This window comes from Nocardia sp. NPDC052001, from assembly GCF_040680615.1.
Classification (GTDB): domain Bacteria; phylum Actinomycetota; class Actinomycetes; order Mycobacteriales; family Mycobacteriaceae; genus Nocardia.
On record NZ_JBFAXC010000011.1, the window covers coordinates 43,685 to 58,024 of the forward strand.

Annotated in this window: 14 protein-coding genes; 4 read left to right on the forward strand and 10 right to left on the reverse strand. The window is 62.5% G+C overall.

Annotated elements, in window-relative coordinates:
- Positions 1-32 precede the first annotated feature (32 nt).
- Positions 33-1,319 carry a hypothetical protein gene (locus AB0L82_RS35385; RefSeq protein ID WP_364646686.1) on the forward strand — a complete coding sequence of 429 codons (1,287 nt, stop codon included), beginning with the start codon at positions 33-35 and terminating at the stop codon, positions 1,317-1,319.
- 1,278 nt (positions 1,320-2,597) lie between these two features.
- Positions 2,598-3,131, forward strand: a complete 534-nt coding sequence (locus tag AB0L82_RS35390; RefSeq protein ID WP_364646689.1) for a hypothetical protein — start codon at positions 2,598-2,600, stop codon at positions 3,129-3,131.
- A gap of 124 nt (positions 3,132-3,255) precedes the next feature.
- Here AB0L82_RS35390 and AB0L82_RS35395 read toward each other — a convergent pair whose 3' ends face one another.
- The 4 genes from AB0L82_RS35395 to AB0L82_RS35410 all read right to left on the reverse strand — a co-directional run bounded on the left by AB0L82_RS35395 (position 3,256) and on the right by AB0L82_RS35410 (position 5,154).
- Positions 3,256-3,390 carry a hypothetical protein gene (locus AB0L82_RS35395; RefSeq protein WP_364646692.1) on the reverse strand — a complete coding sequence of 45 codons (135 nt, stop codon included), beginning with the start codon at positions 3,388-3,390 and terminating at the stop codon, positions 3,256-3,258.
- A 19-nt stretch (positions 3,391-3,409) separates the two neighbouring features.
- Positions 3,410-3,778 (reverse strand): hypothetical protein, encoded by a 369-nt coding sequence (locus AB0L82_RS35400; protein WP_364646695.1) that lies wholly within the window; start codon positions 3,776-3,778, stop codon positions 3,410-3,412.
- A gap of 111 nt (positions 3,779-3,889) precedes the next feature.
- A complete protein-coding gene (locus AB0L82_RS35405; RefSeq protein WP_364646698.1) occupies positions 3,890-4,585 on the reverse strand; it encodes a pentapeptide repeat-containing protein in 696 nt (231 codons plus the stop codon).
- Positions 4,586-4,803: 218 nt separating this feature from the next.
- On the reverse strand, positions 4,804-5,154 hold the full coding sequence (locus tag AB0L82_RS35410) for a hypothetical protein (RefSeq protein WP_364646701.1): 351 nt from the start codon (positions 5,152-5,154) through the stop codon (positions 4,804-4,806).
- A 253-nt stretch (positions 5,155-5,407) separates the two neighbouring features.
- On the opposite strand from AB0L82_RS35410, the gene AB0L82_RS35415 reads away from it, so the two are divergent.
- Entirely contained in the window at positions 5,408-6,550 is a 1,143-nt protein-coding gene (locus tag AB0L82_RS35415; RefSeq protein WP_364646704.1) for a hypothetical protein, read from the forward strand.
- Between the two features lie 376 nt (positions 6,551-6,926).
- Here the strand turns inward: AB0L82_RS35415 and AB0L82_RS35420 are convergent, their stop codons facing one another.
- The 4 genes from AB0L82_RS35420 to AB0L82_RS35435 form a co-directional block, all read right to left on the reverse strand.
- The gene (locus AB0L82_RS35420) at positions 6,927-7,100 is read right to left on the reverse strand and encodes a hypothetical protein (protein ID WP_364646707.1); all 174 of its coding nucleotides are present in this window, start codon (positions 7,098-7,100) and stop codon (positions 6,927-6,929) included.
- Between the two features lie 795 nt (positions 7,101-7,895).
- Positions 7,896-8,138, reverse strand: coding sequence for a hypothetical protein (locus tag AB0L82_RS35425; RefSeq protein ID WP_364646710.1), 243 nt, complete (start codon positions 8,136-8,138; stop codon positions 7,896-7,898).
- A 562-nt stretch (positions 8,139-8,700) separates the two neighbouring features.
- Positions 8,701-9,267 (reverse strand): hypothetical protein, encoded by a 567-nt coding sequence (locus tag AB0L82_RS35430; protein ID WP_364646714.1) that lies wholly within the window; start codon positions 9,265-9,267, stop codon positions 8,701-8,703.
- A 52-nt stretch (positions 9,268-9,319) separates the two neighbouring features.
- Positions 9,320-10,039: a sigma factor-like helix-turn-helix DNA-binding protein gene (locus AB0L82_RS35435; RefSeq protein ID WP_364646717.1), complete on the reverse strand. Its 720-nt coding sequence runs from the start codon at positions 10,037-10,039 to the stop codon at positions 9,320-9,322.
- Positions 10,040-10,922: 883 nt separating this feature from the next.
- On the opposite strand from AB0L82_RS35435, the gene AB0L82_RS35440 reads away from it, so the two are divergent.
- A complete protein-coding gene (locus AB0L82_RS35440; protein ID WP_364646720.1) occupies positions 10,923-12,737 on the forward strand; it encodes a hypothetical protein in 1,815 nt (604 codons plus the stop codon).
- A 180-nt stretch (positions 12,738-12,917) separates the two neighbouring features.
- Here AB0L82_RS35440 and AB0L82_RS35445 read toward each other — a convergent pair whose 3' ends face one another.
- Together AB0L82_RS35445 and AB0L82_RS35450 are read right to left on the reverse strand one after the other, a co-directional pair.
- Positions 12,918-13,625 carry a hypothetical protein gene (locus AB0L82_RS35445; RefSeq protein ID WP_364646723.1) on the reverse strand — a complete coding sequence of 236 codons (708 nt, stop codon included), beginning with the start codon at positions 13,623-13,625 and terminating at the stop codon, positions 12,918-12,920.
- Positions 13,622-13,909 (reverse strand): hypothetical protein, encoded by a 288-nt coding sequence (locus tag AB0L82_RS35450; protein ID WP_364646726.1) that lies wholly within the window; start codon positions 13,907-13,909, stop codon positions 13,622-13,624. Before AB0L82_RS35450 ends, AB0L82_RS35445 begins: the two co-directional genes overlap by 4 nt.
- Positions 13,910-14,340: the final 431 nt, after the last annotated feature.

A 14,340-nucleotide genomic window follows, 5' to 3' on the forward strand; every position in this document is an offset into this window, starting at 1 on the left:
AGCTGCCCAAGTGCAGCGGGAGGATTACGAGTTTGAACGTGTTTGGCGAGAACCCACCACCCCGCGTCATCGTCGATAGCGACGAGGCCCAACGCGATCACGTGAGCGCCATCGTGTCGAAATACGCGAAGACCATCCGTCCCGGTCTCGACCCGGAACCGCGTTGGTTGAGCTGGGACGCGGCGGTGTTAATCGGCGATACCAGACTTCCGAACGAGAGTGCCCTGCGCGTGGTCCAGGTGGGTGGATCGGCGGTTGGCGTGTACGAACAGAAGGTCGATCTGCGCACTATTTACCACCGGCCCAGAAGATACCTACAGCCTGGCCACGAGCTGGTGATCCCGCCGAGCCTGAGCGAAGCCAGGAAAGAGTTCGTGAAGCGGTACCTGATCCCAGCCCTCCCCAGCGCCCCGGCCCACCGCCTTGTGTTCGACCGTCCCGTAGGGGCCAGCGAGGACAACTGGGTTCCGCTACTCGAGAATGCGGACGGCCTCGCTGTAGCAGTGCTCTACCAGCCGCACCAAGGCGCGAGGGAGGTGTGGTACCTGCCAGAAGCGGCAATCGATGTATTGGATCCGGCACTGCACCTCGCTTTCGCGGAGTGGAACAGCCAGGACCCCAAGCACTTTCCGTCCTCACCAGCGTGGACGGCCGACGTTCGTTGGATGTCCACAGAACAGCAGAAACAGATCGAGATCGTGCGCGGCGAGATAGAGCAGGCACAACAACAAGTTGCGCTCCTGACCGCGAATATCCACTCCGGCGAGATGAGGCTTGATCAACTGACACGAGACGCGGAGCAGTCGCCCCAGCGGCGACTGCTGACCGACAACGACGATTCCCTGGTCGAGGCCGTGATGTACGCGTTGACCACACTGGGTTTCACGGTGTTCGATCTTGACAAGCAACTGAGCCCCGGTGAGCCCCGAATGGGCGACCTCTCCGTGTCCGATACGGGCTGGACCGCTATTGCCGAGGTCAAGGGCTACACGAAGGGCGCAAAATCGAACGATCTGCTCACGGTCGGACGCCACCGGCGGGTGTACGAGAAGAAGCACGGGAACGTACAAGGCATGTGGTATATCGCCAACTCATTTCGGTTGGATAGTCCCGACGCGCGCCCGAAGATCTTGGATGGGGCCGACGAGCACGTCGAGGACTTCGCCCAAGACGATGGCGCGGTACTCGACACTCGAGATCTGTTCGACCTCCTCAAGCAGGTTGAAACTGGCGATAGCACCGCAGAATCAGCGCGAGCGGCACTGAAAGCAGTGAAAGGCCGACTGCGGACACATGATGTCCTCGACGAGCCGACCTGAACCTGGCCTGGTGGACTGCTAGCCGTCTCCGATTCGCTTGTGCGTCAACGGTTCCTCTCCATGGATTCGAGTATCATCTGTCCGGCGGGAGCATGACCCGCCGGACAGGCACCGAGTTGTATCAGGCGGCGTGCGGGGTGCTCTCGAATCGTTCAATGTCCCGCCCGGTGATGGTCTCCACCAGCGCGCACCCCAACAGCTCGGCGTGCATCAGGACGCGCTGACCTAAATCGCCTGCGAATCACCCCGGCGCAACGCGTCTACCCGTGCCGATTCGCTTGTGCTCCAGGATTTCCTAGATTCGGGTATCAGCTGTTCGGCGGAAGCACGACCCGCCGGGCGGGCACACCGAACCGCAATCCTCGCTATGACAGGTGCCGCAGGCCGGATCGGGTGCGTTCGCGGCACGCCGCCTGGGAGCTTCACCGCCACCTGGCCGAGTTCTGACTCACTGGCGAAAAAGCTCACGCGGGAATGAAACGGTCAAATCGCCCTTCTCCCACGGTACCTGGGGTACCCAATGTAGAAGATCGCTCCGCCACCAGGCATTTCGCGTTGATGCGATGGCGCACACCGGTCTCGATGCCAACTGGCATCGGATTGCTCGTGCACGAAAGACGTGAAGGCGCTTACGAACCCGTAAAATCGTCCCGGGCAGAGGAAGCGAGCCTGATCGGTAGCCCTTCAGTCAACCGGGAGAGCGACCCCAACCGGGGGTCACGCGGTTGGCGGGAGGGAGATCGATCATCGTGGGCAAGCATTCGCGCCCGAATGCTCGGACCGGGTGGTGCATCCTGGAAAGAGCAAAGGCCACAGCCGCCTATCTCCATGCTGTGGCCTTCGCACTCAACCTCGTGCGGTTTGCAAGAGATGCACACGAATGGGGCTGGTTCTGACGTCTGTCGGACTCCAGCATGAGCCCTGACCTCGCTGACACGGGGTCAGGGCCCCCATTTGGGGGTTCTCTTACGGGTTTGATTCTACTACCGGACCGTCCTCGGTACAGAACGCATGAATTGCCGAAATCTGTGTCACGCCCATTGATTGGGCATATGTTGCCCCCAGCGCGAGCTGAGTGGGAACCCTCTGCGTACCGGAACATCTGCAGGTCAGGGCACTGAGGAACGCGACAAGCTCAATCCGAATCTTGGTGTGGAGCAAAACCTTACACGCGTGAAAAAGGGTGGCCGAGGCCATCGCGTGGGAGCACGGATGTCAGGAAATCCTGACGCTAGAGCGGTAGGTTTGTCAGGATTTCCTGACAAGACAAGGGATGGCATGGCGCGAGCGATCGACTACACGTACTCGTGGCACGAGGGATACCTCGAGTGTGTGTACAGCGACGGGCGATGGGGCCAGACGGGCAGCGGTGGCAGGCTTCTCGTCACCCGGGCAGCTGACAACACACCAATGGAAGAACCAGAGGACCGCACCGGCGAGGAGGTAGTCGGCTGGCGTGCTGTCTGCTTCGAGACTGGGGACGATGCCGACTGTTGGTTCGGTCCCACCTGGACCCGGGTCGCCACAAAAACCGAGCAGAACCCTGCCGTTTTGCAGATCTTCTCGGCTGATGACTGGTTGGTCGGCGATCACGCCGACACGATCATGACTGCCTGGCTGCGCCACCTTGTGCCGCATATCGGTACACCCTCGGTGGAGTCGGCAGCGGCTATGGCAACTGATGCCCAGTTCCGGCTGACTCTCGCCGTGCTGGATGCTCGAGACAAAGGCGCATCGTGGGCGAAGATCGGTGCAGCCGTTGGTATCTCCCGCCAGTCTGCACACGAGAGGTGGGCGAACTACAGGGATTAGCGGGTGCTCCGGAGCAAGCCCGGGGATTCGCGATTCAGTTCATGCGGGCGCGCGCCTCACGCAGGTAGTCCAGGCGCGCGTCTTGGTCCTCGGTGTCGTTGTTGTTCAGGATCCTTTTGCGGGTCTAGAACACTACGAGCATCAGGTCCCGGTCGATCTGCCGAGCGCACCGGCCCAGGTGCTCGTTCTTGTACAGGTCTTCGAAGCGGGTGCTGGTCTCAGCGACCGGAATGATGTCCCACCAGTCGACTTCCCTCATGCCTGGTCTCTCTGCTGCGCTACACCTCGGTGGTGTAGTCCACCGGTTCGAGGTAGGGGAATCCGCTCAGCCAGGCCGTCAACGCGTCGCGGTCTTCGACCATGCGTACCGCCCACTCCGCGCCGTTCTCGATCACCTCGGCCGCCACGGTGAACGACGGGCTCGCGCTTCCCGTGCTGTCGTGGCGCCGCCAGTGGTGCTCGACCTCGGTTACCTGGACCTCGGGCTCCTGGCCGAAGCTGCCGCTGAAAGTCAGGCGCTCCCCGGTTCGGGGCAGCGCTGCGGAGTAGGCGTTGAACGAGACCGCGTCTTCCCACTCGGGTGTTTGGACCAGGATCCATATCCGGTAGCGCAGCAGGCCGCTGGTGTCGAATGCGTTGTCCGCCATCGTCTTCCCCTCGTGTTCGTCTGGAGCTGTGCGGGCCTACAGCGAAATATATTCGCGGAGTTTGCCTTTGACCGGCGTGCATCTATCGCCCAGCTACCGACCACATGCTGCTCAGTGCCGCACGGGGACCTTCGGCGCACGACTATCGGATTGCGGAGGGTTGAGGACGTACTGGCCAGGAGGTCCTGCACTTACGGAGTTAAGTCGAACCTCACTTGTCAGTGATCCCCAGTCTGTTTGGACTGTCCAAATAACCGACCGCAGCTGAGTGATCGCAGGCATGGCGGCACCGGTCAGGTTTGTGCCACTCATGTTCGTGCCGGTCAGGTCTGCGTCGGTCAGGTCTGCGCCCGTCAAGGTAGCGTCGGTCAGATCTGCGCCAGTCAAGGTAGCGCCAGTCATGGTCGACCTCGTCAGGTTCGCCCTTGTCAGGTTCGCGCCGACCAGATTAGCCGCGGCTAGCTTCGACTCCGTCAAGTTCGCGTGGGTTAAGTTCGCCTCGGTCATATCCGCGTCAGTCAGGTCTGCGCGGGTCAGGTCTGCGCGGGTCAGGTCCGTGCGGACCAGGTCGGTACCCCTCATCCACGTATCAATCAATCGTGTGCCGGTCAGGTCTTTTCCCCTCATGCTCAACCCGTCCAGGTCGATTCCGGACATGTTGCCGCCGAACAGGCTGTCCAGGTCCAGCTCGGTGAAGCTCTCCTCCAACATCGCGATGGGTCTGGACGGGTCATACGCCCACGGATCCGGGAGGTTCGGATCCGCGGCGCCAGGTTCCTCGGGCGAGCGATCGGCTCGCTCCTGCAAGAGACTCTCCTCCGTGCTGGGTGACTGAGGAAGGTTCGACACTGCGGAGTCGCCGCCGTTCTGTATATCCCACCGTTCGGGCAGCCTGTAGCAGGTCAGCGAGGCCCAATACCGCTGTAGGAACGTGTAACCCGCCCGTGCGCGGGGAGGAGCTACGCCACCGTCGTGCGGCGGGTTGGCCAGCGAAACCCAATACCGGTGCCAGAAGGTCGCAGTCGTCATTGTGGCTTCTGTTCTGTCAACTCCGTCAATTCTCTCATCGACCGAGCAGAACCGAATTGTCCGAACAACGCAGGAGCTGCCGCGCCCACCGCCACCGCGGCCAGGACTGTGGTGACCTGCCCATGGAGCAGCCCACCAGCAGCCGCTCCGAGCAGCAGGCGAGTAATCGCCGCAGCTGCATCCGGTTTCGGATCAAAGTACGCATTCCAGGGCGGCAACGTCCTCTTCCGCGCGATTCGCGCCTGCCGACGTGCCTCCCGGTAAGCATTGAGATTCGACAGGAACGCCACCATCTCGACAACCAAGCCGCCCGTACCGCCAGACAGGATGGTGATACGCCAGTCCACCGGCGTGCTCCTCGATCTCTTCAGCGGGGAAACCCACGCCCCCGAAACCGCATTCAATCTATCTCTACGTAACGGGATCGGTGCCGCGATGACTTCAAGTCATAGCAGAAGTTAGGTCCACTCCCCCCTCCAGCTTTCCTGGCGTCGCGGCCTGAGCCTCACCGAACCTGCACGACATAACCCACTGCCAGACAACGGACTACGTCATACCTGGCTGATCTCCGGCGAAAACTACCCGGACCGCTACAGCGAAATGTATTCGCGCAGCTTGCCCTTTGACATGCGCGCGCTTGCTCCCGATCGCCAGATCCAGATTCCAGAACGGCTGCTGCGCTTGGGATCAAAATCCTCTCTGCCGCTGCGGTTCTCGTGGCACGGTAGAGGCGTGCCGACAATTCTGGAATCAGTCTTGGGCGGAACAGGGGTGGTCACCGCAGCAGTAATCGCGGGATCGATCGCGGTCCGCACTGCTCGTAAGACCCCTCACGAAAACCTCAAATCTCTGCTAGAGATCCTCAAGGACGACCATCTCGAGGCTGCAGACCGCGACATCATCGCCGCCTCCGTACATCGTGAGATCGCGCGCATCGGAATGCTCAACGCTGCGAGGTTGCAAGGGTTTTGGGCCTACCAGCGTGAACGACTCCTCGGGAGGCTCTCCCCTACGGCGCAGATGGCGCTGTTCACCGCACTAGTACTGCCCCCCTTGAGTATCGCCACGGTGTGGCTGTGGCCTATCGCCCCCACCACGCCGTACGTGGGGTGGTTATCCCGTCAGGCCATCGGGAACCTAATCGTCTATCGGTACGAGTGGCGGTTACGGTGGCGGTGGCCGTGGTGGCCCTGGACCGACGTGCAGGGCGGTCCAACACACGCCATCACTATGCCGTGGCTGGACATCGTCGGGCTGGTTGTATTGGTGTTCATGGTGTGGGCATTGACCCGCTTCGCGCAGCTCGCAGCGCGCTCGCCTCGATTGGTCCGCTCCTGGGCTGTCTTTGCGGGGTTTCTTGTCATCAGTGAAGGGCTCACCTATGTGTGCTATCGACTGGTGGCGCAGCTCGATCCCAACCCGGTCGCGATGGTTGTCCGGTACGACACCTACTGCAGCACAGGCTACGAGCGCGTCGACACCGCAGAAAACTCCTATGCCTGTGTTTACACACCACCGCCGATGGACAACCTGCGTGCCACCGGCGACACCTGGATCCAGCCGTGGGCTCCAGTAGTGCTATTCGCCGTGCTGGCGGGTTGGGTAGTAGTGGGCTCGCTGCTGATTCGGTATGTACCGCCGATGCTGATACGGACGGTCATTCACGTCCATCCAGTTCGGTGGCTTGGGGCAGGTGCGGCCCGTATCCGTGGCTGGCTGCGGCGCCTTCGCTCGATGGTCTAACTGCGTCCGCCACAAGCAAACGGGGCAACGCCGGGGAGTAGGCGTTGAACGAGAGCGCGTCCGCCCACTCCGGAGTCTGGGCCAGGATCCTATCCGGTAGCGCAGCAGGCCGCTGGTGTCGAATGCGTTGTCCGCCATCGTCTTGCCCCTCGTGTTCACCTGGAGCTGTGCGAGCCTACAGCGAAATATATTCGCGGAGTTCGCCTTTGACCGGCGTACGACGATCACCGAGCTGGGGACTGTTCGTGCCGAACAGGGCTGCGACCGATAGGCACGTCACCAACGCCACCGAAGCCGTTCGAGGTACAGACATGCGCCGAGCGCAGCGTACGGCTGGCCCGTTTCACCGGTCGTACGCTGCGCTCGGCAAGGTGTGTCAGACCAGCGCTGCCACCATCAGCATCAGATTCACCCCGAGCACGATGGTGGTTCCGGTGGCGGCGAATCCGGCGAGCGCGGCGGCCACACTGCCGCGCCCGGTCCGTTGAATCAGCATCGCGGTGGCGAGACCGCACACCAGCGAGAACAGCATGGTCAAGACGACGATCAAAACGATGACAATCGGGGAAAGGTGCAACTGCCGGCTTTCTTGTTACAGCCGAATCTAGGCAGACACGGCTAACTGGGGACCCGTCAAGGTTTGGTCAACTCAGTTGCAACCGCGCTCGTAGGCTACAAAGAAATCACCCGCACCGCGGTAAGTTCGCGGCAAATCACCGCGAATCCGGGCCGTCCGCCTGCCACTTGCTGGTCAGAGCGAGATGTGTTAGCGCAGTAAGCCTTTCGCATGTCGGTCGAGCCTCGCTATCTCCACCTTGTTGTGCACCACCGCAGTGCTGACCCCGACCTCGCTGGCGATCTCGTGCAGGGATCGGCCCTTCGCGTGGCGGGCCCGGATTGCCCGGCGCGTGGTTGCGTCGATCACGCGAGGCCGCCCACCCGGATCAGTGGGGGCTGACCCTGGGGTCCGGTGCCGGGCACGGCAGGCGCTCTGGCGATGGTTCGGTCCGCAATACAGTGCGCGCCGCCCCGCACGCCCCGGCGCGCTCGGGCAGCTCGCGCAGGCACCACAGGCAGCGCCCGTCGAGTGAGGGCGCAGCCTCGCCGAGGTAGGCCAGCAACCCAGCGCGCGACTCCGAGTGCAGCCGGGCATTCGACAATATCTTTCCCAGCACGCGGATGAGCCCGTCCTGGTCGTGGTCGGTTGCCAATTCCCGCAACCAGTACATGGCGTCCCCGCGGGCGCTGGCAGGCAGGAGGGCTGTACTGCGGCGCAACTCTTCAGAGAGAGAGCTATCGGTGACTTGCTTGCCCACCGGATCTCGGCGGGGTGCGCGGCGGGTCATCAGGAATGCTCCTGCGGATCGGTCATCGGTGCTGGGTGAGGGTCGGCCGGAGGTATCTCTGCGCGCCGGCCGAACGCGGCCGCGAACGCTTCGAACACCTTCGGAATGTCCTCGGGGCGAGCGCGGCGCAGCGCGGTGGTGGCCACGATGATGACGGCTATCACCAGGCCCAGCACCGGCAACTGCACCCAGAACATCGCCCACACGTTGACCAGTGTGGGCGCGGCGAGATCGGTCGACACAAACACCTCCAGAAACGACGAAGGACCCCCGACATCGCGTCGGGGCCCTGAGGGCGAAACAAAAAGGCCCCAGCCATGGGCTGGAGCCGAGTGGACACACAGGGTCCTTCGATCCGGAAGGCTACAGCGACAACGGGATTGCCGTCAACCAGTGCCCTGACCTGCCGGAACGGCGTATCGCGTCGTGCGGGATCGGCTCGCGCGCTGACGATTTCGTGACAGTTGGAGTAAAACATCATTTCTACAAATCCAGATCCCGAGGAAATTTGGGAATCCTGATTCGCATCGATCTGATGCAGATCGGCCAGTTCGGTCGCGCGGATCGATGCATCCGTCCGCGGACTATGTGGCAAGTGGCTCACGCTTCCGGCCAAGGCATGCGGCACGTAGTGTTTGACCATGCGGTATTCGGTGGAACATCGGGCAATTCGGGATGTTCTGAGCCAGTTCGCCACAGCCGCAGTGGGTCTGGCCTTGGGTGCGGTGATCGGCGCGGTGCTGTTCGGGAAGGGCAGCACCGGCGCGTATGTGACCGCAGCACTGGCTGCCCTTTTCCTCGTCCTCATCCAGACGTCGTTGCGTCGGGCTCCTCGTCCGCGGATGCCTGGTCGCTGGTTACCGCGTTCGTGGAATCAGCTGCGGCGGGAGTGATCTGAGCCGTTCGGGCTCGTCGCCGGCGTGTGAGCACCTTCTGCCCGACGCGCGCGGCTGCGACCGTTGACACGGCTCCCAGCACGGTCATGGTCCCGATTTTCGGCGCGATTCCCGCATATCGCGCGGCTGCGTAGATCCCAGCGAGTGTCACCACGACCAGCAGGGCCGCCATCAGTGTGCGGCGGATATCGGCCATCAGCCGCACATGGCGTGCGAGGACCTCGTCGCTCGAGAGGGCGCTGGCGCGCCAGCGGTCGAGGAAGTCTTTCCAATCTTGCGGGGGTGACTCCCATCGTGGACCGACACCCAACGTGTCGGGCAGCTCCACCGAGTCGGTTCGCGGTGGTCGGGTGGCGGCGCGGCCACCGCGGTTACGAGGTGCGGCGCGCTGGGTCCGCTCGGTCATGATGCGGTCCGCCGCATCGAATGGGTCATGTGCCACAGCGGAGATGGTGACAACGCGGTCCTCCACCACCGGTGTTCACGATGATGCGCCGGCGAATCCGGCGCTGGGTGCCGGACGTGGCTCATGCGGACACCCGCTTACGGACGATAGGGGCGGCACCGAGGTTCTTCCAGGTGCGTTGCCGTAACCGGTAGAGGCGTCCCCTGACAGCGCCCACCGTGATACCGAGCTCTTTGGCGATATCGGCGTGCGACTTGTCCGCCAGGATGCCCATGCAGATCAGACGGTCCACGAGCGAGGCGTTCTTGAGGATCTGCTGGAGCCGAAACCGATCCGAGACAACGTCGTAGGGGTCGTGCACGGCGTATACGGCGGTCTCGGTCATCGCCAGCCATGCCCGAATCTCCTTGACGCGCCGACGATGCCAGGCCTGGTAGACGTCACGGAACTTCATCGCGCACGCGGTGGTGAAGTACGTGCCGAGCTTGGCGTCGGGCCCGCCAGAGCGCTGTGGGTCCCATCGCCCCTTACGCAGCTGGTTGATCATGAACGGCACAGCCAGCGCGAGCGTGTCCAGGACAAGCTGCTCTCGCTGCTCGGCGCTGTCCTGCAGCGTGTGATAGTCATCGGGGTCGATGAACATCGGAGGCAGGTTCGTCTTCACGCGAAGGATCGACAGATCGCGCACCATGCCACGCATAACTCGCCAGCCGTACAGCCAGAGCTGATGCTCGAGAGCGATCCGAAGCGTGCCCTCGAACCCCTTCTCCGCCACCGCGGCCACCAGCTTCGCGTCGCTGGCGTACCCCAAAGCCCGTCCGAAAGTGACCGGCTCCTCCATCTTTTGCATATCATTCTCCAGGTAACGCCGCAGCGCCTGCGCGAAGGGCTAGCCAAGAGCGGGACCGATCAGCCCTGCTCCGGGTTTTTCGCTGGCGTTGTATGGTGCGGCCCCGGCGGCACATCACGCTTGATTTCGAAAATCTTTGAAAGATCTTGAATCTGCCGCGCACCACCCGGTCGCGACACCCTCGTTTCACTTCTGGCGGAGTTGAATCCGCGACCTCTTCCTCCCGAACGAAGCGCGCTACCAAGCTGGCTTCGGCCCACCCCTGCACGCCGGGCGGGCGTGTCGTCGGGGACCGGCGCGGCGTCGCCTCATGGGTATGTACGGCACCGTCAACGGCGGCGCCTCCACCGCCCAGGCCGTCGCCGCCGGATGGCCGAACTCGCCGGCGACGACGGACAGGTTTCCGTGGGCGAACACTTTGCGCGAGAACACCATGCGTGAATACGACGCCGCTCCGGTCTCAGCCGAGATGCCTCAGCCCAGCGAGGTGCGTAAGGCAAGAGGGAGCGGCCCGCCACGGGAAGTGGCCCGCGGGAAGTCTTCCGGACTCGCCGGTGGTGGGGACACGCTCAAAAGGAGCCTCGCTCGGTCGTTGGCCTGGATCTCGGATGGATCGCCAGCCCGACCCGCAAACCGTGGTCACCGATCCGTTCCGCGGCGGCGACCAGGTGTGTCGATCCCGCCAAGAGGATTCAAGGTTGCGTGAGGTTTTCGGTCCATACCGATAAGTATTTGAGCTGGAAGATTTCCGATAACTACGAGGTTTTCGGCATGGCCGCAAGGGTTTTCGGCAACACTCTCCTGCCGGTAGGGGCCCATCGGCAGAAAGAAGACATAGATCGTGCCCGAGAACAAGCAGGGGGGACGGCCACGAGTGACAGATCCGGACAAACTGTCTTCTCGTATGCCACCGGAAGTTCGTGCCCTGGTCAGCATGCTTAACTACCAGCTCACCCTGACCGGTCTGACCAACAAGCAAGTGGCCGATCGACACCGGCTGCCGTACACCGGACGCCAGTTTCACGAGCAGCTACACAAACCCGCTGGGCCAAACCCCCTGGTGTACAACGCAATCCTGGAGACCGTCGCCACCGAGACCGGCGTAGACGTCCAGATGTTGCGGGAACGATGGGCTCCCGCCTGGGATGCGGTCCATCGCAGCCCGGGGCCCCGCGCTTCAGCGGCGGGAACAGGTGGCGAGACCTCGCCGATCGATGCCCGTGCCGAAGGCGAGTGGCTACTCGAAATGCTGCGCAGCGCCCGCGATGACGAGGCGGTCGCGGATCTGGACCAACACTTTCACGGAAACAACCGAGTACTGGCCGGAGTGCTGATCGAGATCGCCGAATTCGACCGATACGCGGTCGGGCTGTTCCTGGACACGCTGGCGGAAAAGACTTCCGCGACCCGGTCAGTCGAGGTTCACAAGGCAATCGCCGAGCTGGACGAGGACGCCGCGGCCGCTATCGCCGAGGCATGCGACCTGGTCATCGAGCCTGACGAAGCTCTCGACGTGCCGGAGACACCACTGCTGATCGATCGTGATCCCGAACTCGGCGCCGGCCAGCGAATCGCCACGCTGCTGCACGAAAACCGTGAAAAGACCCGGATTGTGCGCGAGATCCGACTGCGTGCGGCAGCCGACACCTCTCTCGCGCTGCGTATCGCGCAGGAGTCCTCCCCCGAGAACGGAGTTCAACTCCGTCCGGCCTGCAGCGAGTCGTTCCAGCGATTGATCTTCGGGATCGGCCTGTCCGACCTGGACAACGGACCACGGTGGTTGGCCAAACTTCTGCAGACCCTGTACGACGCCAACGAGACCATAGCCCTGAGCCACACCGTCACTGCCCTGTTCGACCTGCGCAACGAGTACGGCCGATACGTTTTCCGGGCCGCCACAAAGGTTTTCGAGAACGTCAGCCAAAAGGCAATTCTGCACATCGTGCTGGACATCTGCACCGAAAGCCGCCTGCGAGACGCCGCCGACCGGCTCACCACACTCGCCGATCTCGAAACCCTGCTGTGGGCGCTCAGTGACGACGACATCAGTTTCGTCATCCAACGGGTGGCCACGCTGCCGCCCTCGGTCGATTTCAGCGCGGGTCACTTCGTGGAGAATCTGCCGCCTGTCTCCGCGTTCTGGCGGCGCCTGGTCTCAGGGCCGGAAAAGAAGCCCGCCAGCGCACTGCTGGGCCGTGCCCTGGAGGAATGGGCAGCCTGGGACCACGGAGGAAAACCCCCCGAGCAGTACCAGCCACTGCAGCAAATCGCTCGCGCACTGGTAGACGCCGACGCGGCCGACCGAATGCAGCCCAACTCCGCACGGGTAAGCCCAGATTCGCCCACCACCACGATGATCAAACGTCTGATCGTGGACCGCCCCGCTGCAGCGGTGCTGCTGCTGAACACGATCCTGCTCACAAACCACCTGAGGGTGCGCGGATTCCTACTCACTCTCGTCAGCGACACCGGCACACTGGCCTGGCTCACTCAAACCGAGGGCCTGTCCGCCACTTTCAACAACAGCATTCTCAAGATTCTGGAAAACCCCGACCCACTCAACTCCTGGGTTTCGCAACGCGAAGCCATCGACCCCGCCCGCGCTGCCCCCGCCCTCGCCTCTCCCCAGCGAGATGGCACTCGCTATACCTCCGGTGCTGACCCTGATGCCGCGAGCGATCTCATGTAGGGACTGGTCTCGTACGCGGTGAGCCAGCGCACAGTGTTGGCCTCAAGAGAGCTGTGGTCTCGCCTTGCCACACGCGGTCAAGCGGTCCAGGCCTGACCTAAGGCAGGCCCGGATCCAACGACATAAGCCGGACTCGTGAGATTCGTGCAGATCACGTGCCTGCCCACAAGCTGCACGTCATCAGTGCCGAATGCTGCCTAGAGCTGATCGGATGGCCTCCTGTTCCGAGCCGAACCACGGTTCGGGTTCTGGCCACGGTTCTAATTTGCTCCATACTTCATCGGGCCTATACGTCTTCGTCCGCATGAGAGGCAGCTGGGGTTCAGGAGCGAGTTTTTTCGCTCGTGACGCAGCTTTACGGCAGGTGGGACCACAGAAGCGCTGCTCTCTACCGCCCCGCCGAAATTGCCGTTCCCATGCGTACATGTTGCAGTGACAGGCCTCGCACTGCTTGGCGCCGGCGCCTCCCCGGATGTTCCACCGCTTGTGTCGCCCACACCATTCGAGATAAGTACTTGTCCCGCCTGCTGCTGTCGCCTCCATCGCTACATTGCCTTCGATCGCTGGCCGCAGGTCCAAGGTCCACGAACCTCCGGCCAGCATCAGCCCGAACAGGTATTGGTTTTCGAGCTCGATCATGGTTATCGCGTTGTTGAACGCCTCCTCGGCCTCTTGGGCGCACCAACCGTGCATCTCCGGGAATGGCCACACCTGCGACGAGCCGATCAGCTCGAAGCTCATCCCTTTGCTGACGAGTCGAACGACCACGCCTTGGACAGGGGGCAGGGTTCCGATGAGCGCCTCCATGAGTATTTGTCGTGCCCGCTCGGAGGTTTCTCGGGCGAACTCGGTCGCGGTCGGGTCGCGGTACACACGGCGGCGGGTCACAGGATCTCCTCGTCGGATTCGCCCTCATTGTCGTCGGATTCGATGGTGTGATCCGGGTTGCTGCCGGTCACGAGTTCGTTTCCGGTACCGCCGGTCTCGACCATCTCGGTGGTCTTCTCCAAGGTGCCACTATGAAATCCGAAGGCCTCTGCGAAGGCCTTGAAAATCGCGGGGACATCCTTCTTCTCGGCCCGGATCAGCGCGATGACGCTGACCACCAGTACGAGTCCGAAGAAGACGAGCAGCGGCCAAATACCCTGGGCCAGCAGTGATGCGATTGGCACGGAGCGCTCCTTGGGCACAAAAAAAGCCCCCAGCGAGGTGCGCTGAGGGCTTGACGGTGGGGGAACAAAAAACCCCAACCATGGTGGCCGGGGTGGTGAGGACACATCTGTCCCCTTGTGTCCACAGGTTAGCAGTCGATGTCAGCGGTAGGCAAACCAATGCTGTTGCCGCAGTTCAGGACACGTTTACGCAGATGGTTCCGTCGGATTGCCGAGAACGAGCTGTTCGACATGCTATGTGCGTGCAAGTTAAATCCGCAGGTCAGAGCAGAGCACAGTTCACACCAAACGTGACACCCAGAGCGCACCTTCCGCAAAACGCAGATCGAGTGCGACCGGTTGCTGACAAAGGATTTTCAAGTTTCCTGGAGGGTACGAAACGTACGAAAGCTCATTGAAATATTCAGCCTCAACGAGGCATCCGAGGAGGA

Excerpts from the sequence above, each read along its gene's own strand:
- AB0L82_RS35400 (WP_364646695.1), bottom strand. The coding sequence starts at position 3,778 with ATGGCGGACAACGCATTCGACACCAGCGGCCTGCTGCGCTACCGGATA.
- AB0L82_RS35435 (WP_364646717.1), bottom strand. The coding sequence starts at position 10,039 with ATGGAGGAGCCGGTCACTTTCGGACGGGCTTTGGGGTACGCCAGCGAC.
- AB0L82_RS35395 (WP_364646692.1), bottom strand. The coding sequence starts at position 3,390 with ATGAGGGAAGTCGACTGGTGGGACATCATTCCGGTCGCTGAGACCAGC.
- AB0L82_RS35415 (WP_364646704.1), top strand. The coding sequence starts at position 5,408 with ATGTATTCGCGCAGCTTGCCCTTTGACATGCGCGCGCTTGCTCCCGAT.
- AB0L82_RS35390 (WP_364646689.1), top strand. The coding sequence starts at position 2,598 with ATGGCGCGAGCGATCGACTACACGTACTCGTGGCACGAGGGATACCTC.